Below are 18,235 nucleotides of genomic sequence, written 5' to 3'. Positions count from 1 at the left end.
GGCGCGGTCGGCGCCGAAATGCGACGACTTGCGCACCCGGCCGCCGCGGGATTACCGTCGAGCCGGGTATCCCGCCCCAAGGATGGAGGTAGCTCATGGCCGTTTCCGCGTATTCCGCTTCGTCAGGCCGGTACCGCAACGAGACCGTCGCCGAGATCAACGTGACCCCGCTGGTCGACGTGATGCTGGTGTTGCTGATCATCTTCATGGTGACCGCGCCAGCGCTGACCGGGCAGCTCAAGCTCAGCCTGCCCTCCCCCAACCCGCATCCGGTCAAGGAGGCCCCGAAGGCCGAATTGAACGTGCGCCAGGACGGCAGCTTCGTCCTCGACGGCCGGCCGATGACGCGCGCGCAGCTGTCCGCGGCGCTGACGGCGCTGGCCGCCGACCGTCCCGACACCGTGTTGACGGTGAGCGCGAACGCCGATGCCGACTACCAGGCCTTCGCTCACGCCTTGTCGGCCGCGGACGAAGCCGGCATCCGCAACTTGTCCACACGCTAGACCGCTTCGCCGCCCGACGCGCGGCGCCACGTGGAACCGGAGACGGCCGCCGAAGACGCGGCCGTTTTCGTGTGCGGCGAGGCTTGTCCACAAGCTTTGCTGCCGGGCATGACCGCGTCGCGGGCTCGTACCGGGCGCATGCGACGCGATGCCACGGCCGATCCGCGAATGGCTCGGCGTGAGCGCTGCGGATGTTGTCCACAGCCGCGCGATGAGGAGAGCGTCGGTGCGGTCTGCGGGTGATTCGGACTGTGGATAAGCGCGTACCTCGCGCCTCCGCTTCGAACGTGAGGACGCATGTGGATAACCGCTATCGGACTTTTCGTCGAGCGGGCATCGCCGCGTTGTGGATAACGGAAGGTCGGCTCGCCGCGTCGCATATCGGAGCGATGCGATGCGGTGTGCTGTACAGCGCGGAACGTTCGATCGCCACCAACCGGTGCGAATTGCCCACAAGCCTGTGCGCATGGACGTACCCCCAGAGCGATGCGTTTCGACGGCCCGGCGACAACGCTCGATGCCCGCTACGAGATCTGATTGTCCACAGAGCTGCGCCCGATTTTCGGGACCGCGTGGAAGCGCGCACCGCTGCGACTCGCTGTGGACTTGTCTACGTCGCTGCGACGAACACCCGCGCTCGGCGGCCCGACGTCCACGGCTGGGGGTGCGATGCATTCGACCCTGTGTGGCGAAACGATGCGCCTGCGCATTGTCCGCAATCGATGGCTCGCTACCGTCGCAGGCAACACGGGGCCATGCCGATCTCGCCTGGGGCGGATTTGTGAACTGTCCGAACAGTTGTCCACACCGCATCCGCAATCGCTGCGGACCCGCAAAAAAGGCCTGGAAAACGCGGGTTTCGCTCGGTACGCGCGAGCACTTATGACAAGACTTGTCCACAAGCCGGCCGGGCCGCATGTGCGCTGGCGCAGCGTCGCTACTGGCGTTGCGCTGAGCGGTTCATCGCAGTCTCAGCGGACACTTGTCCGAGTCTGTCGTGACGGCGATGGAGACGGCTCTCGTTGCGCGGTGCGTCGCGCCGCGCACTTGTCCACAGCCTTGCAAGCGACAGTCGCTTGCCTGGCCGCATCGCGGCGGCCTTGGCGCCGATGCGATGACGACGCGGATTATCCAAAGAAGGCAGGGCGAAAAAACTGTGGTCGATGCTGATGGAACGGCCGAGATCGCGCGCGGCGCGGCATGCATGCTGCGCGACTCGAGCTTGTCCACAGGCCGCATCGCGAGGCGATCGGAATCGATGCGGCAGTGGCGCCGATCATCCGCAGACCGCGCGATCCATGCCGGTCGAGTCGCCGCGATCGCACGCGAGACCGCGCGCACGGCGTACTTCGAACTTGTCCACAGCCGGCATGCCGGCAGCATCGAAGCAGACGCAACGACCGTGCAGATCATCGGCGGATAGAACGACGAAGCAAGCCGCGCGCTGGTGTACACCGGAAGCGCTATCGATACTTGTCCACAAGCCGCTGCGATCAGTCGAATGCAGTCTGTCGCTGCCGCAAGACGCGCAACCGCGAACCACCGACGATCGAGTCCTGGCCGCGCGCTTGTCCACAGCTCGCACACTGCAGGGCGACGCCGTTGAAACGCTTGATGCGCAGCACTCTGCGAATATGCCGCGCAGTCTTGTCCACAAGTCGTTCTTGTCGCAGTCGTCGACGGGGTGCGTCGCCGACTGCGCGGCATCATCTATCCACAGACGCCTTCGCGGAAACGACTTGTCCACAGAAGCGTTCGTGAGCGCGACGCTGCGCGTCGCCGAACGCGGACTTACCCACAGCGTGGCGGCATCCACGCGCAGGTACGAATCGAAAACGCATCGCCAACTACGCAGCGCTGCGCGGTGGATAAGTTGCGGGATGCGAGCCGACTCGCGTCGGCGGCCGATCGATCCAGCCGCCGCCGAAGCGTTTCAGCGAGCGCCGGCCATCGCCGCGAGATACCCGCGGACCGTCGCATCGAGGCCGTCGTACAAGGCCTCGCTGATCAGCGCGTGGCCGATCGACACTTCCAGCACGTTCGGCACCGCGCGCAGGAACGCGCCGAGGTTGGCCTGGCTGAGGTCGTGCCCGGCGTTGACGCCCAGGCCGGCGGCCTGGGCGCGGCGCGCGGCGGCGGCGAACTCGGCCAGCGCCGCGCCGGCGTCGCCGGCGGCGAAGGCTTCGGCGAACGGGCCTGTGTACAACTCGACGCGTTGCGCGCCGAGTTCGGCGGCGCGTTCGATGCCGTCGCGGTCGGCGTCGGCGAACACGCTGACGCGGCAGCCGAGTTCGCCCAGTTCGGCGATGCGCGGGCGCAGCGCGGCGGCGTCGCGTTCGAAGTCGAAGCCGTGGTCGGAAGTGAGCTGGTCGTCGCCGTCGGGCACCAGCGTCGCCTGCGCCGGACGCGCCTGGCGGCACAGTTCGAGCAGGCCCGGGTAGCCGGCGCGCGGCGGCGCGAACGGATTGCCTTCGATGTTGAACTCGACGCCGCGCGCGTGCGCGAGTTCGGCCAGCGCGAGCACGTCGTAGTCGCGGATGTGGCGCGCGTCGGGGCGCGGATGCACGGTGATGCCGTGGGCGCCGGCGTCGAGGCAGGCGCGCGCGGCGCGCACCACGTCCGGCTCGGACCCGCCGCGCGAATTGCGCAGTACCGCGATCTTGTTGACGTTGACGCTGAGGACGGTCATGGCCAAAGCCTAGCGTGCGCCGCAGCCGGCGGCGAGTGCGCAATCTGGCCGCCGCGGATGCGGCCTGTGGACAAGCGTCGGCCGGGCCGGCGGCCCGGATCCGGCGGACTCAGCGCTGCGGCGGTTCCGACTGGCTGGCCGCGGCGGCGAGCTTGCGCGCTTCGGCCTGCTCGCGCAGGCGGCGCAGTTCGGCCGGATCGATCATCGACGACACGTCGCGGCTGCTGTTGTCCAGGCGCCGCGCCAGCAGGCCCATGACCCCGGCGATCAACAGCCCGAGCGCGGCCAGCAGGCCGACCGCCATCAGCGGCGGCGAGGTGGTCTTCAGCGCCAGCCCGAAGGCGGCGGCGGCCAGCAGCAGATAAACCCAAGGCATTGCGGCGTGCTCCCTGACGAAATCGGCGGTCCCCTGTCCGGGCCGGTCGCGATCGGCCGGCCGGGGGCCTCGGACGGGCCCGGGTCGAGTGTAGCGTGCGACCGCGGCAGGCTACAGCCGCAGCGGTGCGCGGCTGCGACCGCCGGCACATCGGGGCGGAGTCGGCGGGCGTCGGGGCGATGAATACGCTGGCGGGAGGGGTTCGGCGCGAGGCCGGGGGGACGTGGTCGCGGCTTGCGCCGCTCCTACAGGGAGCAGGCGCGACATCGCTGGAAATCCGACTGTAGGAGCGGCGCAAGCCGCGACCGCGACCTGCGCCGTCCGGCGCCAGCCCGACGCCCTGCCGCGCCTACAACAACGGCGACACCAACCGCGCCAGCGCCTCCGGCAGCCGCACCCGCCACAGCGAACGGTTGCGGTCGTTGCGCACCCGCGGCGCGCGCGAGCATTCCTGCTCGATCAGCGCCGCCAGCCGGCCGCCGAGGTCGGCGTTGTAGAACATCACCGAAATCTCGAAGTTGAGCCGGAAGCTGCGGTGGTCGAAGTTGGCCGAACCGATGACGACGCTTTCGTCGTCGCACAGCAGCGCCTTGGTATGCAGCATGCGCGGGCCGTACTCGTGGATCTTGACCCCGGCCTCGAGCAGTTCGTCGAAGTAGGAGCGCGCCGCATACGTCACCAGCCGGCTGTCGCTGAGCTTGGGCACCAGCAGGCGCACGTCCAGGCCGCCGAGCGCGGCCGAGGTCAGGGCCATGCGCGCGGCTTCGCCGGGGACGAAGTACGGCGTCACCAGCCACACCCGCGTGCGCGCGGCGTGGATCGCGCCGACGTGGATGCGGTGGATCGCTTCCCAGTTCGAGTCCGGCCCCGAGCTGACCACCTGCGCGGCGATCGTGCCCGGCTGCGGCGCCAGATGCAGCTGCTTCAGCGGCGGCTGGCCGGTGGCGTAGCACCAGTCCTCGATGAAGACCAGTTCGAGCTCGCGCACCACATCGCCTTCCAGGCGCAGGTGCAGGTCGCGGTAGGCGTCCTTGCGCGCGCGCTCGTCCTCCTCGTCGGTGATGTTGATGCCGCCGGTGTAGCCGATGCGGCCGTCGACGACGACGATCTTGCGGTGGGTGCGCAGGTTCAGCCACGGCCGGTGCCACAACCAGCGCAGCTTCATCGGATGGAACCACGCCGCTTCGCCGCCGGCGTCGAGCAGCGGCTGCAGGAAGCGCTTGGAGGTGCTGCCGGAACCGACCGCGTCGAGCAGCAGGCGCACCTTGACCCCGGCGCGCGCGCGTTCGACCAGCGCGTCGCGCAGCGCGGTGCCGATGCCGTCGGGCTGGTAGATGTAGTACTCCAGGTGGATGTGCTCGCGCGCCTGGGCGATGTCGGCCAGCAGCGATTCGTACTTGGCGCCGCCGTCGATCAGCAGGCGCGCGTCGGTCGCGGTGGTCGGCGGCAGGCCGGTGGTGGCCTGGCCCAGGCGCGCCAGTTCGATCGCTTCCGGCGACGGGGTCAGCCCGGGCGGCGGCGCCGGCAGCGCGGCGCGCGCGCGCACCCGGCGCAGGCGCTGGCGGTGGATGCGCTGCGGGCCGAAGAAGAAATAGATCAGGAAGCCGATGTAGGGCAGCAGGGCGAGGCTGAACAACCAGCTCAGGGTCGCCACCGGCTCGCGTTTTTGCAGGACGATCCAGGTGCCCAGCCAGAACAGGTACACCGCCCAGCCGGCGGTCAGGTACAGGCCCAGGTGAGGGATGCGGACCAGGTCTTGCCACAGCGCGGTCAGCGATTCGGGCACGGCGAAGCTCCATCGGAAGGTGGCGCGGCCGCGGCCGGCGCCGCGCTAGGCTAGCCCGCGCGGGTTGCGGCGCAAAGTGTGCGTGCGGTCGCTGCGTGCGGCACGCGCGGGGTTCGCGCGCGGCCGCGTCGGGGATGGCAGGTTATCCACAACAGGCGCCGCGATGCTTGCCGCTTCGCCGCCGATCGCCGCGCTAACCCCGGCCGCAGCCGGCGCGCGTTGGTGGATCTCACCGGTTCCCATCTCAAGGAGGAAGTCCCATGCCGCGTCCCGCCTGGTGGCTGTTGCTGTCCGCGATCCTGATCGCCGCGCCGTCCGCGGCCGTGCCGCGCTTTTCCGAACTGCCGGCGCCCGAGCGGCGCAGTCTCAACGTGTCGGGTTCGGCCGAAATCAAGGTGCCGCCCGACGAGGTCCTGATCAGCGTCGGGGTGGAGTCGCGCGCGATCGCGCTGGCCGAGGCCAAGCGCCTCAACGACGCCGACGTGGCCAAGGCGCTGGCGTTCCTGCGCGCCAGCGGCGTGCCGGACAAGGACGTGCAGACCGATTACGTCAACATCGAGCCGCGTTATCCGTACGACAACAGCACCAAGGTCGTGGCGCGGCTGACGCCGGAGTTCTACGTCGCGCGCAAGAGCATCGGCGTGCGCCTGACCCGGATCGGCGCCTACGAGAGCGTGCTGGCCGGGCTGCTGGCCAACGGCGCGCAGCACGTGCACGGGATCGAGTTCCGCACCTCGCAGCTGCGCAAGCACCGCGACGCCGCGCGCGCGCTGGCGATCCGCGCGGCCCAGGACAAGGCCGACGCGCTGGCGCACGAACTCGGCGTGCGGCGCGGCGCGGTCTACAGCGTCTCGGAGTCGTATTCCGGAGGCTGGTGGCGCGGCGGCGGCTGGGGCGGCGCCGGCGGCGGGCAGATGATGCAGAACGTGGTCCAGCAAGCCGGCGACGAGGGCGGCGAGGACGATGGCGCGACGCTGGCGGTCGGTCAGATCAGCGTCAATGCGACGGTGTCGGCGAGTTTTGCGATCGAGTGAGCGGCGCGGCTGCGGTCCTGTGTAAGGGCGGCACGAGCCGCGACTGTGGGGCTCCGGGCTTGCGCCGTCGGTCGGGTTTCGCGGTCGCGACTCGCGTCGCTCCTGCAAAGGTTTGGGGGCCGCGTTGGGGCGGCAAACTGCGCAAAATGGAACGCTGGAGAAGCTTGGGGATAACTCGTGGTCAGCGATGTGGGTAAACCCGCGCAAAGCGAACCAGCGCGCGGGTTTCCCTGAACGGGGCGGGTTGGGGATAAGTGCTGTCGATAAGCCCGCGCTCGTTCATCTGCCTGAGCGGTTGTCCACAGCCCGGGTAGCCGGTCTTATCCACAGCCCGCGTTCTAGCGTCGCGTCTGTTGCGACGCCGCGGGCTTAGGCTGGGGCGCATGGATTCGGCGCGCAAAACCCAGATCTCGATGCAGCCGGCGGCGATCAAGGGCCGCGGCGCGGCCAGCTATGTCGAAGGCCGCTTCGCCGTGCGCACCGCCCATGGCGAGGACGACGGCTGGGGCTCGGTCTACGAGGACGCCGAGCTCGCCTCGCGCCCGGACACCGTGGTCAGCGAGGAAACCGCGCGCAGCATCATCAGCCGCAACGATTCGCCCGACATCGCCTTCGGCCAGTCGATCAATCCCTATCGGGGCTGCGAGCACGGCTGCGTCTACTGCTTCGCGCGTCCGTCCCACGCCTACCTGGAACTGTCGCCGGGGCTGGATTTCGAAACCCGCTTGTTCGCCAAGACCAACGCCGCCGAGCGCCTGCAGAACGAGCTGGCGCGCCCGGGCTACCGCTGCGCGCCGATCGCGCTGGGCATCAACACCGATTCCTACCAGCCGATCGAGCGCCGCTACCGCATCACCCGCGGGGTCATCGACGTGCTCGACGCGTGTTCGCACCCTTTCAGCCTGATCACCAAGAACGCCTCGATCGTGCGCGACGTCGACGTGCTGGCGTCGATGGCGCAGCGCGGGCTGGTGTCGGTGTACTTCTCGGTGACCACGCTCGACAACCAGCTGTCCGCGCGGATGGAGCCGCGCGCCTCGGCGCCGCATTCGCGGCTCAAGGCGATGCGCACGCTGGCCCAGGCCGGGGTGCCGGTCGGGGTCATGGTGGCGCCGGTGATTCCGATGATCAACGACGGCGAGATCGAGCGCATCCTCGACGCCGCGCACGAGGCCGGCGCGCGCGCGGCCGGTTACGTGCTGCTGCGGCTGCCGCACGAGCTCAAGCAGGTCTGGCGCGACTGGCTGCAACTGCACTACCCCGACCGCGCCGCGCACGTGATGAGCCTGATCCAGCAGATGAGCGGCGGCAAGGATTACGACAGCCGTTTCGGCCATCGCATGCGCGGCGAAGGGCCGTTCGCGCAGCTGATCGAGCAGCGCTTCCGCAAGAGCTGGCGACGGCTGGGCTTCGACCGCTTGCCGGCGCTGGATACGAGCCGGTTCGTCGCGCCGCGCAAGCCGACGCCGCAGATGGAGCTGTTCTGACCGACGCGGATCGGCCGCACGGCGTTATCCACAACTGACGGTGCGGGCGCGCAGCGTCGGGCCCGAAGGCCCTTCTGCGCCCGAACGCTCTCAGCCCGCCGCGTCCTCGCACAAGGCCGCGCCCGCCGCGTCGGCCGGCGCCGGCTCCGCTGCGGGCCCGAGCAGCGCATACACCACCCACGCCACCACCGCGGTCGCGCCGGCCAGCGCATACATCAGCCACGCGAACGCGCCGTCGTACGCCGCGCGCAACGCCGCCGGCGCGAACTGCGGCAGCAGCGCCTGCGCGCGCGCGGCGTCGCCGGTGGCCAGCCGTTGCGCGGCCTGGTTCAGGGCCTCGCCGGCGGCGGCGCCGGCGTGGCCGAGCCGCCACTGCAACAGGCCGGCCAGGGCCGCGGCGACCACCGCCAGGGCGATGCCTTCGCCGGACACGCGGCTGGCGCCGAACACGCCGGCGGCCATGCCGGCGCGTTCCTTCGGCACTACGCTGATCGCCAGACCGTCCATCAGGCCCCACGGAATCGCCGAGCCGGTGCCGATCAACAGCATCGGCGCGATCAGCCCGGCGACCTCGCCGCGCCCGGCGGCCCAGCCCAGCCACGCCAGGCCGGCCGCGGCCAGCAACAGGCCGGCCGCGCACAGGGTCGAGGCGGCGACGCGGTGGTTCAGCACCGCCGCCACCATCGGCACCACCAGCATCGGCGCCGACAGCGCGATCATCATCAGCCCGGCGTCGAGCGTGCCGAGCCCGTGGATGCCGATCAGCCGCACCGGCAGCAGCACGATCAGGGCCAGGTAACACAGCCCGGTGCCGATCGGCAGCAACTGCGCGCCGACGAAGCGCGGATAGCGCAGCAGGCTCAGGTCCAGCATCGGCCGCGCCGCGCGCGTTTCGATGCGCACGAACCAGACCAGCAGCAACGCCGAACCGATCAGCGCGCCGAGCACCCACGGATCGCCCCAGCCGCGCTCTGGCGCTTCGAGCACGCCGATGGTCAGCGAAGCCAGCATCGCGGTCGAACTCAGGCTGCCGCGCCAGTCCAGGCCGCCGGCATCGGGATCGCGCGATTCGCGCATGCGCGGCACCCCGAACAAGGTCGCCAGCACCGCGATCGCCAGGCTCGACAGGAACACCGAACGCCAGCCCTGGGTCTGCACCAGCCAGCCGGCCAGGCTCGGCCCGAACGCGAGGCCGAGGCCGAATGCGGTGCCGAGCAGGCTGAAGGCGCGGATCCGCGCCGGGCCGTGGAATTCCTGCGACAGCGCGGCATTGCCGCCGGCCAGCGCCAGCGCCGCGGCGACGCCTTGCAGCACGCGCAGGCCGTTCAGCGCGGCCAGGCTCGGCGCCAGCGCCAGCAGCAGCGAGACCAGCGCGAACGCGACGATGCCGGTGGCGAACACGCGCTTGCGGCCGTAGGTGTCGGCGAGCGTGCCGGCGGCCATCAAACAGCTGCCGAAGGCGAGCATGAAGGCGTTGGTCATCCAGTTCAGCGCCACCGGGCTGCCGCCGAGCTCGGCGGCGATGGCCGGGATCGCCACCGGCGGCGCGGTGAAGCTCAGCGGCAGCACCAGCCCGGCCAGGCAGATGGCGCCGAGGATCCAGAAACGGTCGTGGCGGCCGGAGGCGGGCTCGGCCGGAGAGGCGGAAACGGACATGCGGGGTAGGCCGTGGGGGACGGTGGACCAGCTTAGGAGTGCCGCAATCGGTGAAAAACACCACTGCGGTTCAAGCTTTATGGAGCAAACGGACATAATGGCGGCCTCGCACCCACCCTCCCCTGGGGATCCGCCGCATGGACAAGCTCGGCAGCCTGCTCGCCTTCGTGCGCACCGCCCACGCCCGCAGCTTCGTCGCCGCGGCGCGCCAGCTCGGGGTCTCGTCCTCGGCGGTCGGCAAGAGCGTGGCCCGGCTGGAGCAGCAGCTCGGCGTGCGCCTGCTCCAGCGCAACACCCGCAACGTCCAGCTGACCGAGGAGGGCCGCCAGTTCTACGAGCGCTGCAAGCCGCTGCTGGACGAACTCGAAGACGCCGAGGCCGCGTTGACCCACGCCATGCAGGCGCCGCGCGGACGCCTGCGCATCGCCCTGCCGACCGTGGGCTACCGCTTCCTGGTGCCGGTGCTCGGCGAGTTCCACAAGCGCTATCCGGAAGTCGAGCTGGAACTGGACTTCAACGACCAGATCGTCGACGTCATCGACGGCGGCTTCGACGCCGCGATCCGCAGCGGCGACATGCCCGACTCGCGCCTGCGCGCGCGCCGGCTCGGCCCGTTCTGCTTCATGCTGTGCGCCGCGCCGGAGTACCTGGCCTGCCGCGGCGAACCGCGCGTGCCGGCCGATCTGGCCGGGCACGACTGCATCCACTTCCGTTTCGCCAACAGCGGCAAGCTGCAGGAATGGTCGTTGAAGCTGGAACCCGGCGAGGCCGCGCCGCACCTGCCGGCGGCGCTGGTGTGCAACAACAGCGAGGCCGCGGTCGAAGCCGCGGTGCATGGCCTGGGCATCGTGTACTCGGTGGATTTCCTGGTCCGCGAGCACCTCGCCGCCGGCCGCCTGCAACGCGTGCTGCCGGGCTACGAAACCCAGCGCGGCCAGTTCTGGGCGCTGTGGCCGGCGCACCGGCACGTGTCGCCGAAGCTGCGGGTGTTCCTCGACTTCATCGGCGAGCGCTTGTTCCGGCACAAGCCGATCGCGTGAGCCGACAGACCGGATGAGCGGCGGGCCCGCGACCTGCCCGATCGTGGCCGCATCGCGTCCGCGCTGGCAGGCGCGCGCGGCCTCGCCGACAATGCCGCCAGCGCGCCGCGGCACCGGGCGCGCCGCCGTATCCGCCGAACCGCCGGACTGCGCAAGGATGCCCATGCCCCCGCTGTCGCCCGCACGCTTTCTTCCTCGCTTCGGCCGCGCCCGCTCGCGGCCGCGCGCGGCGTGCCCGGCCGTTCGCGCTTCCCTCTCCCCGCCGCAAGGATTCCGCATGTTCCGATCCGCTACTTTCCGCGCTTGCGCGGCGCTAGCCCTGCTCGCCGTCGCCGCGGTGAGCCAGGCCGCCGGCTTCGATTGCCGCCGCGCGCGCACCCAGGTCGAGAAAACGATCTGCGCCGACGCCGAGCTGTCGCGTTTGGACAGCGAAATGAACGAGCTCTACAAACAAATCCGCGCCGAAACCCGCGGCGTCGACGGCGACACCGGCCGCCAGGTCGATCCGATCGCCGCCGAGAACGCGCGCTGGCTGGCCGGGCGCAACGAATGCCGCGATCCGGCCTGCATCCGCGACGCGTACCAGCAACGCATCGCGCAGATGCGCCGCGACTGGGCGCAGGCCTTGCCGCCGGAGCCGGCCGCCGCCGCGAAACCCAAGAACGACTACCGCTTCGACCGCCACGGCGATTTCAAGGTCTTCATCGCCGATCTGCGCAAGGCCGTGGCCGCCGACGACCGCGCCGCGGTGGCGAAGATGACCGCGCAGCCGTTCGCCGATTTCAGCCGCGGCAGCAGCTGCCTGCCCGGCAACGACCCCTGCGACGCGCAGCAGCGCAAGCAGTCGGCCAGCGCGCGCAACGAAGCCGAGGCGGTGGCCAAGTACGACCGCATCGTCACCGCCGCGGTGCGCGCCGCGCTCAAGGCCAACCGCGTGCGCGGCTACTCGCGCAAGCTCGATTCGGGCGAGGACGAGAACGGCGAGGTGCAGGCGCCGGGCGTGATCGAGCCGGGCGAATATCTGCTCGAAAACGACGATATCCACAGCCAGCGCGTGTTCAAGCGCGTCGACGGCGTCTACAAGCTGCAACGCATTCCGTTCTATTCCTGAGGCAGGACGCTTCCATGAGCAAGTTTTCGCGTATCGCCGCCGCCGCGCTGCTGTCGGCCGCACCGATGTTCGCCCATGCCGCGCCGGCGGCGTCGTTCGACGGCTTCTGGGAATCCTGCCAGCGCTACCAGGGCGAGCTGTGGTGCCAGAGCCTGCAACTGGAACAGCGCGGCGCGCAGATCCGCGGCGCGTGGAACTGGCGCGCCAGCAACAGCGGCGGCACCAACCTGTTCAAGGGGCGGCTGGTCGACGGGCGCGTGGAGTTCGACCCGGAAGGTTGTTCGATCAGCGCCAACGGCTGCGAACCGCGCACGCCGTCGAAACAACCGGACTACCTGCTGCAATGCGGCGCCGAGCTGCAATGGGTCGGCGCCGCGACGAAAAGTTGCCAGAGCAAGATCGACGAAGGCTCGCGTTATCGCCGCATTCCGCGCGCCAAGGCCGACGCGGTGGATTTCTCGGCCTACGCGTTCTTCGACGACGGCAAGCCGCAGCCCTCGTTCGATTGCGCCAAAGCCAGGACGCCGGTGGAGCGCGCGATCTGCGCCGACCCGGCCGCCGCGCGCGCGGACTCGGCGATCGCGCACCGCTACGCCGACTTGCTGCAAGGCTTCGGCGGCGAAGCCGGGCAGGGATTGCGCGAGGACCAGCGCTACTTCATGAGCGTGCGCGACGCCGCGTACGAAAACGCCGAGCGCGGCGAACGCGGCAAGGTGCTGCGCGATCAACTCGACGGGCGGCTCAAGGAACTGGAGCGTATTCGCGAGCGTCCCCGCGAGGGCCTGCTCGGCGACTGGAACAACTTCGCCGGCGGCCTGGAAATCCGCCGCGACACCAAGGGCGTCTACGTGGTGCGCGGCAACGCGGCCCACCCGCTCGACGGGCGCTGGGTCTGCGACGCCGAGGTCTCCGGCGGCGGCAGCGAAGCGCGCGTGGTCGCACGTGCCGGCGACGACGGCAGCGCGTTGGAGCTGACCCGCGTCGGCGCCGGCTTGCGCGTGCGCGAACTCGACAGCAACGGCCAGCCGCATCCGATGTCGGAATTCTGCGGGCACAACGGCACGCTGGACGGCTGGTATTTCCAGACGACTGCGCCGGCGCGTTGAGCGCCTGCATCCAACGCATGTCGGATGCCTGCCTGTAGGAGCGGCGCAAGCCGCGACCGCGGGGTCGCAAGCTTGCGCCGTCGGCCCAGTTTCGCGGTCGCGACTCGCGTCGCTCCTACAGTCGCTGCCTCGCAGTTCGCCGAAGGATTGGAAGCCCCCACTGTAGGAGCGGCGCGAGCCGCGACCGCGCAGTCGCAAGCCGCCTCGCCTGCCGCGCTTCGTCGTTGCCGTTTCCTGCCCGTCGCCCGCACGCAAAAACAAAAGCGCCAGGACCGAAGTCCCGGCGCTTTTTCTTTACCGCCGATGCATCAGGCGACGCAGCCCGAAGGCCGCGCCGCCCGCACGATCAGTTCTTGCAGTTGACCGCGTTCGAACCTTCCGGCAAGCCCACGTTCACCGCTTCCCACGCGCAAGCCACGGTCTTGACCGCGCTGGCCTTGAGCAGGCCGCGGTCGACCAGGTCCTGGGCCGCGGTCTGGGTCGCCACGCGCGCATCCGGGTAGCTCGCCTGCGAGGTCAGGTACAGCGTGTTGGCGCGGTACCAGATCTGCCCGGCGACCACCGGCGTCAGGCCCTTCAGGCCGGTCGCGCCGTTGCACACCAGGTCGGACGGCAGCACGGTCTTGCGGTGCGACTTCGGCACCTTCTGGCCTTCGGCCAGCAGGTAGAAGAAGTGGTTGCCGATGCCCGAGGTGTAATGCGGGTCTTCCTCGGTGAAGCCGGCGGCCGGGTAGCAGTCGAACGAACCGTTGCCGTCGGCGTCCGCGTCCAGGCTCGGCTTGAACATGTAGCGCAGCGGCGTGCCGTCGAGGTTCACGTTCTCGCCGATCAGGTAATCCGGCGGATCCTTCGGGCTGTTGTCGAAGAACTCGACCAGGGTGCCGTGGATGTCGGAGTTGGCTTCGTTGAGGCCGCCGGCGTCGCCGGAGTACAGCAGGCCCGAGGTCGCCTGGGTTACGCCGTGCGACATCTCGTGGCCGGCCACGTCGATCGCCACGACCGGATTGGACACGCCGAAATCGCCGTTGCCGTAGACCATGCGCTTGGCGTCGCCGTCCCAGAACGCGTTGGTGCCGCCCAGGTCGAAGATGCCGAAGTAGCTGAAGGTGACGTTGACGAAGCTCTGCACGCCGAGGCCGTCGCCGAAGATGCCGACGCGGTCGTAGAACTTCTTGTAGTAGTCCCAGGTGCGGGCGACGCCGTAGTGGGCTTCCACGCCGGTGCGCTCGATGTTGGTCATCTGCTCGTTGCCCCAGACATTGTCGGCATCGAACATCGCCGGCGCGCTGAAGTCGCCGCCGCCGAAGATCAGGTCGACCACGGTGCCGCCGGTGTTGTGGGTGCTGCCGCCGCCGCGCTTGTCGTCGCGCAGCAGATAGCCCGCGCCGCGACCGTCGCTTTCCGCGGCGCTGACCTTGGCGGTGGTGATGTTCACCTTGCCGCGGGTGATCGTGTAGCCGTAGGTTTCGGTGCTTTCGGCGCTGTAGATGCGGCTGTCGCGGCCGAGCAGGCCGCCGTTGCCGGCGTCGACGTAGATCAGGTCGTGGACCGGGCGCTGCGCCTTGTTGAGGCCGCGGAAGGTGACTTCATAGGCCAGCGTGGGCTGGTTGTCCTTGGCGAAGTAGACCATGCGCGACTTGGGCTGCTCGAGGAAGCGCCCGGCGAAGTGCACGCCGGCGTCGGCGATGGCCTGCGCGGACGAGAGCTTCGCGTTCGGCGCGGCGCCGCCGTTGCCGAGGGTCAGGTCGAGGGTCTTGCTGATCGAGGTCAGCAGGCCGTTCTTGGCGTGGGTGACCAGATCGCCGCCGATCACCGGCAGGCCCTGGTAATCGCGCTGGAAACGCACGTGTTCGCTGCCGTCGGCTTCGACGATGACGTCGCGCGGCTTGTAGCTTTCCGCCGCCAGCGCGGCGGCGCCGGCGCCGCCGGACAGGCCTTGCGCGGCGGCGCTGCGGGCCTTGTCGGCCTGCAGCCATTCGCGCGCGCGCTGCACCGCCGGATGGGTGTCGAGCTGCGCCTGCGGGGTCGCGCCCGAGCGCGCCGAGGCGTCGGCGAAGGGCTGTTCGAGGGTCGCGTGCGCGGCCGGCGCGTGCGCGCTGCGTTGCGCGGCGGCGTGAGCGTTCGCGGCGCCGCCTTGGGCATTGGCCTGAGCGTTGCCGGACGCGCCGCCGGCGTCGCGCTGCGCGACCACCAGCGCGGTCGCGGTGGTGCCGGTGATGGCCAGAAGAATCGATGCGGTGAGCACCTTGTGCTTGATCGACATAGCGTTGGGTCTCCGAGTCATGCAAAGCGAAAGAGAGAAAAGAACGCAAATCGCCGGTGCGCGAATCGAGTCGCGTCTGCGGCGTTACTGCACAACGGCAGGGAGTCATTGGTGCCTGACGGCGGCGTCTTACGACGAGTGAAGGCGCATCCGTTGCAGCGTTTCCCCATAGCTGCGAACGCGGCGCAATGCGTATCCCCCCACCTTTGTTACGCAAAGAAGGCAGGTGGGATCGAAGAAATGGGATGCGCGTCTAAGAGCGCGAAGGCCGACGGACGATGCGAACCGCGGGTTCGCCCTGTAGGAGCGGCGCAAGCCGCGACCGCGAAAAAACCGCTACGACGAACGTTTCGGCGCGAGCGCGAACTTCGTGGTCGCGACTCGCGTCGCTCCTGCAGTCGCTGCGTTGCGCAGCGAAGCGTTGCGGTCAAAGAAAACCTGCGGCCGTTTCAGCGCTGCGGCGCCGGCATGATGTGCGACAGATAAATGCGGCTGTCTTCGAAGATGCGGATCGCCACCGCCACGCGCAGCTGCATCGACAGATCGAAGGCTTCGGCCTTGGCGGCGGCCGACGCCGAGGCGGCATCGTCGAAGCGCGCGTCGGCCACGTCGCACGACAGCGTGCGGCCGTGGTAGGTGGATTCGTTGAGTTGCACGGTGAAGACCATGACGCCCCGCGTGGATGGCGAACGAATGAGGCCCCGACCCAGCTTGACCGCTTGCTCAAGGCGGCGACCCATCGGTTGGCCGATGCGCTGGCCAAGAGCGGCGTCCGTTGCCGGCGCATGAGTGAGGCTGCCGGGGCGCGCATAAGGTGACGCAAGCCACAGTCTTTTACCCTCGGAAGACTCGCAGGCGCGCTGTAGGAAATTTCTGATCGCGGGTCGAGACCGCGCTGCGGCCAACGCATCCGCAAGCGCTTCGCGCTGACCCCCCCGGCAAAACATCCGAACCTCAACCAACGCAATGAGGCCCTCAGCCCGCCCCGACCCGCGCTGTGCACCCTCGCCGCGCCACCTCAGTTCCCCAACCCCCAACCCCGCTCATGCGACTGAACGCCGCCTGTAACCCGTTGCCTCACCGAGACTTTCGGCGGATCAACCGACCCCGCCGCAGGCCTACCTTGACCGCTCCCGCCTCGCCGCGGCCGCTCAAGGACCGACCATGCCCGCCATCGCCAGGACGCCGGCCGCGCTGCCCGTTCGCCCACGCGCGCGTCGGCACCGCCGCGCGTGGTTGGCCTGGGCCCTGCTGCTGGCCTGGGCGGCGGCGCCGGCGGCGACCGGCGCGGGCACGGTCAGCCTGCCGGCCGGCGAACTCGAAGCGCAGGACTGGCTTCAGCCGCCGGGCCAGAACGGCCCGCCGAGCCAGAGCCAGCGCGCCATCCAGGCGCTGACCAAGGCGATGAGCACGGTCAGGGGCAAGCCGATGCGCAGGAAATCGCTGAAGCGGTACTGGCCGGGGCCGAGGATGAGGAGGTTGCCGTGGTGACCGATCGGGGTCAGGAACGCGACCACCGCGCCTAGCGCGGTGCACACCACGAACGGCGTCGGCGGCTGGCCCAGCGATTGCGCCAGCGAGATCGCGATCGGCCCCAGCAGCACCGTGGTCGCCGCGTCCGACAGGATCTGGGTCAGCAGCGCGGCCACGGTGAACATCACCAGCAAGATCGCCAGCGGCGGCCAGCCGGCGATCACGTGCAGCATGCCCTGGGCCAGCAGCTGCGCGGTGCCGGTCTGTTCCATCGCCACGCCGAGCGGGATGACGCCGGCGATCATCACGAAGATGCGCACGTCGATCTCGCGATAGGCCTGTTCCACGTCGACGCAGCGCGTGGCCACCATCGCCACCGCGCCGAGCAGGAACGCCAGCGGCGCCGGCAGCCATTCGGTCGCCGCGGCGACCACGGTCGCGGCCAGGATCGCCAGCGCGACCGGCGCGCGCAGCCGCCGCCGCGCTTCGCCGGCGAACGGCACCAGCATCAGGAAGCCGTGGTGCGCGGCCAGTTCGGCGAAACGCGCCGGCCGGCCCCACAGCACCAGCAGGTCGCCCTCGCGCAGGCGCGCGTCGGCCAGACGCGGCGCGACCGCGCCGTCGCGCCGCCACAGCCCGGCGATGACCGCGTTGAAGCGGCGGGCGAAGTCGAGCTCGCGCACGCTGCGGCCGACGAACTCCGAACCCGGCGCGACCAGCGCCTGCACCAGCTGCGCCTCGCCGTCGCCCTGGGCGTGTTCGCCGAAACGCGCGATCGCGTTGAGGTCCAGGCCGGCGTCGTCGTGCAGCGAGGCCAGCGCGTCGGCCGAGGCCTCGACCAGCAGGATGTCGCCGCTGATCAGCGGGCTGCTCGGGCCCAGGTCCTGGCGGCGCACGCCGTCGCGCAGCCAGCCGGTCAGCACGAAGCGGTCGCCGAGCGCCTTCTGCAGCTCCGCCAGCGGCCGCGTGCTCCAGCGCGAGCCCTCGACCACCAGCAGCTCGGTGCGGTAGCGGTCCAGGCGCAGGTAGCCGTCGTCGCCGTGGTCGCCGCTGCGCTTGGGCAGGATCCAGCGCGCGGCCAGCATGTACAGCACGCCGACCACGACCAGCGCCAGGCCGATCGGGGTGATCGAGAAGATCCCCAGCCCGGGCGCGCCGGTGCGTTCGATCAGGTTGTCGGCGAGCAGGAAGGCGGGGGCGCTGACGAGCGTCAGGGTGGTGCCGAGCGAGGCCGCGAACGACATCGGCATCAGCAGGCGCGAGGCCGACAGCCCGCGCGACTTCGCGAACCGGGTCAGGATCGGCAGCATCATCGCCGTGACCATGACGTGGTGGGTGAACGAGGACAGCGCCGCCACCGCCGGCATGGTCACCGCGATCGCCCGGCCCTCGCTGCGCCCGGCGGCGCGGCCGATCCACTGGCCCAGGCGCTCGGTGATGCCGGTCGCGGCCAGGCCGCCGGAGATCACGAACACCGCCGCGACGATGATCGCCGGTTCGCTGGCAAAGCCCGACAAGGCCTGCTTGGCGTCGAGCACCCCGGTCAGCACCAGCGCCAGCAGGGTCAGCATCGCGGTCACGTCGACCCGCAGGCGTTCGCTGACGAACAGGTACAGTGCGGCGGCCAGGATCAGCAGGAAGGCGATCTGAGAAAAGTCCATGGCGGCGATTGTGCGGGAGTTGGCCGTGTCCGCGCCGTGTGCGCCGTCCA

At 70.1% G+C, this 18,235-nt stretch carries 14 protein-coding genes; 7 read left to right on the top strand and 7 right to left on the bottom strand.

Features of this window, described 5'->3' with window-relative positions:
• Nucleotides 1–95 precede the first annotated feature (95 nt).
• Both JHW38_RS16505 and JHW38_RS16500 read left to right on the top strand, forming a co-directional pair.
• Nucleotides 96–503, top strand: coding sequence for an ExbD/TolR family protein (locus JHW38_RS16505; RefSeq protein ID WP_207522419.1), 408 nt, complete (start codon nt 96–98; stop codon nt 501–503).
• A gap of 1,114 nt (nt 504–1,617) precedes the next feature.
• Entirely contained in the window at nt 1,618–1,926 is a 309-nt protein-coding gene (locus JHW38_RS16500) for a hypothetical protein (protein ID WP_207522418.1), read from the top strand.
• Nucleotides 1,927–2,436: 510 nt separating this feature from the next.
• Here JHW38_RS16500 and JHW38_RS16495 read toward each other — a convergent pair.
• The 3 genes from JHW38_RS16495 to cls form a co-directional block, all read right to left on the bottom strand.
• Complete coding sequence (locus tag JHW38_RS16495) at nt 2,437–3,192, bottom strand: pyridoxine 5'-phosphate synthase (RefSeq protein ID WP_207522417.1); 756 nt, start codon at nt 3,190–3,192, stop codon at nt 2,437–2,439.
• A gap of 109 nt (nt 3,193–3,301) precedes the next feature.
• A complete protein-coding gene (locus tag JHW38_RS16490) occupies nt 3,302–3,568 on the bottom strand; it encodes a hypothetical protein (RefSeq protein ID WP_207522416.1) in 267 nt (88 codons plus the stop codon).
• Between the two features lie 349 nt (nt 3,569–3,917).
• Nucleotides 3,918–5,354 (bottom strand): cardiolipin synthase, encoded by a 1,437-nt coding sequence (gene cls, locus JHW38_RS16485; protein ID WP_207522415.1) that lies wholly within the window; start codon nt 5,352–5,354, stop codon nt 3,918–3,920.
• Between the two features lie 260 nt (nt 5,355–5,614).
• On the opposite strand from cls, the gene JHW38_RS16480 reads away from it, so the two are divergent.
• Both JHW38_RS16480 and JHW38_RS16475 read left to right on the top strand, forming a co-directional pair.
• Entirely contained in the window at nt 5,615–6,388 is a 774-nt protein-coding gene (locus JHW38_RS16480; RefSeq protein WP_207522414.1) for an SIMPL domain-containing protein, read from the top strand.
• 383 nt (nt 6,389–6,771) lie between these two features.
• Entirely contained in the window at nt 6,772–7,875 is a 1,104-nt protein-coding gene (locus JHW38_RS16475) for a PA0069 family radical SAM protein (RefSeq protein WP_207522413.1), read from the top strand.
• 90 nt (nt 7,876–7,965) lie between these two features.
• Here JHW38_RS16475 and JHW38_RS16470 read toward each other — a convergent pair whose 3' ends face one another.
• Nucleotides 7,966–9,531, bottom strand: a complete 1,566-nt coding sequence (locus JHW38_RS16470; protein ID WP_207522412.1) for an MFS transporter — start codon at nt 9,529–9,531, stop codon at nt 7,966–7,968.
• A 137-nt stretch (nt 9,532–9,668) separates the two neighbouring features.
• Here JHW38_RS16470 and JHW38_RS16465 point away from each other — a divergent pair, with 137 nt between their 5' ends.
• From JHW38_RS16465 to JHW38_RS16455, 3 genes are all read left to right on the top strand, one after another.
• Complete coding sequence (locus JHW38_RS16465) at nt 9,669–10,571, top strand: LysR family transcriptional regulator (RefSeq protein WP_207522411.1); 903 nt, start codon at nt 9,669–9,671, stop codon at nt 10,569–10,571.
• Nucleotides 10,572–10,848: 277 nt separating this feature from the next.
• Nucleotides 10,849–11,682 carry a lysozyme inhibitor LprI family protein gene (locus JHW38_RS16460; protein WP_207522410.1) on the top strand — a complete coding sequence of 278 codons (834 nt, stop codon included), beginning with the start codon at nt 10,849–10,851 and terminating at the stop codon, nt 11,680–11,682.
• 14 nt (nt 11,683–11,696) lie between these two features.
• Complete coding sequence (locus JHW38_RS16455; protein WP_207522409.1) at nt 11,697–12,788, top strand: lysozyme inhibitor LprI family protein; 1,092 nt, start codon at nt 11,697–11,699, stop codon at nt 12,786–12,788.
• A 346-nt stretch (nt 12,789–13,134) separates the two neighbouring features.
• Here the strand turns inward: JHW38_RS16455 and JHW38_RS16450 are convergent, their stop codons facing one another.
• The 3 genes from JHW38_RS16450 to JHW38_RS16440 all read right to left on the bottom strand — a co-directional run bounded on the left by JHW38_RS16450 (nt 13,135) and on the right by JHW38_RS16440 (nt 18,185).
• Complete coding sequence (locus tag JHW38_RS16450) at nt 13,135–15,051, bottom strand: M4 family metallopeptidase (RefSeq protein ID WP_207522408.1); 1,917 nt, start codon at nt 15,049–15,051, stop codon at nt 13,135–13,137.
• 449 nt (nt 15,052–15,500) lie between these two features.
• Entirely contained in the window at nt 15,501–15,719 is a 219-nt protein-coding gene (locus JHW38_RS16445; protein WP_207522407.1) for a hypothetical protein, read from the bottom strand.
• 669 nt (nt 15,720–16,388) lie between these two features.
• Nucleotides 16,389–18,185 (bottom strand): SLC13 family permease, encoded by a 1,797-nt coding sequence (locus JHW38_RS16440; RefSeq protein WP_207522406.1) that lies wholly within the window; start codon nt 18,183–18,185, stop codon nt 16,389–16,391.
• Nucleotides 18,186–18,235 lie beyond the last annotated feature (50 nt).

It is taken from the genome of Lysobacter enzymogenes (assembly GCF_017355525.1).
Taxonomy (GTDB): domain Bacteria; phylum Pseudomonadota; class Gammaproteobacteria; order Xanthomonadales; family Xanthomonadaceae; genus Lysobacter; species Lysobacter enzymogenes_C.
This window is presented reverse-complemented; position numbering and strand designations above follow the sequence as displayed.

What these genes read in the sequence shown, in the direction of transcription:
- JHW38_RS16505 (WP_207522419.1), top strand. Translation starts at nt 96, where the DNA reads ATGGCCGTTTCCGCGTATTCCGCTTCGTCAGGCCGGTACCGCAACGAG.
- JHW38_RS16500 (WP_207522418.1), top strand. Translation starts at nt 1,618, where the DNA reads ATGACGACGCGGATTATCCAAAGAAGGCAGGGCGAAAAAACTGTGGTC.
- JHW38_RS16495 (WP_207522417.1), bottom strand. Translation starts at nt 3,192, where the DNA reads ATGACCGTCCTCAGCGTCAACGTCAACAAGATCGCGGTACTGCGCAAT.
- JHW38_RS16490 (WP_207522416.1), bottom strand. Translation starts at nt 3,568, where the DNA reads ATGCCTTGGGTTTATCTGCTGCTGGCCGCCGCCGCCTTCGGGCTGGCG.
- JHW38_RS16480 (WP_207522414.1), top strand. Translation starts at nt 5,615, where the DNA reads ATGCCGCGTCCCGCCTGGTGGCTGTTGCTGTCCGCGATCCTGATCGCC.
- JHW38_RS16475 (WP_207522413.1), top strand. Translation starts at nt 6,772, where the DNA reads ATGGATTCGGCGCGCAAAACCCAGATCTCGATGCAGCCGGCGGCGATC.
- JHW38_RS16470 (WP_207522412.1), bottom strand. Translation starts at nt 9,531, where the DNA reads ATGTCCGTTTCCGCCTCTCCGGCCGAGCCCGCCTCCGGCCGCCACGAC.
- JHW38_RS16465 (WP_207522411.1), top strand. Translation starts at nt 9,669, where the DNA reads ATGGACAAGCTCGGCAGCCTGCTCGCCTTCGTGCGCACCGCCCACGCC.
- JHW38_RS16460 (WP_207522410.1), top strand. Translation starts at nt 10,849, where the DNA reads ATGTTCCGATCCGCTACTTTCCGCGCTTGCGCGGCGCTAGCCCTGCTC.
- JHW38_RS16455 (WP_207522409.1), top strand. Translation starts at nt 11,697, where the DNA reads ATGAGCAAGTTTTCGCGTATCGCCGCCGCCGCGCTGCTGTCGGCCGCA.
- JHW38_RS16450 (WP_207522408.1), bottom strand. Translation starts at nt 15,051, where the DNA reads ATGTCGATCAAGCACAAGGTGCTCACCGCATCGATTCTTCTGGCCATC.
- JHW38_RS16445 (WP_207522407.1), bottom strand. Translation starts at nt 15,719, where the DNA reads ATGGTCTTCACCGTGCAACTCAACGAATCCACCTACCACGGCCGCACG.
- JHW38_RS16440 (WP_207522406.1), bottom strand. Translation starts at nt 18,185, where the DNA reads ATGGACTTTTCTCAGATCGCCTTCCTGCTGATCCTGGCCGCCGCACTG.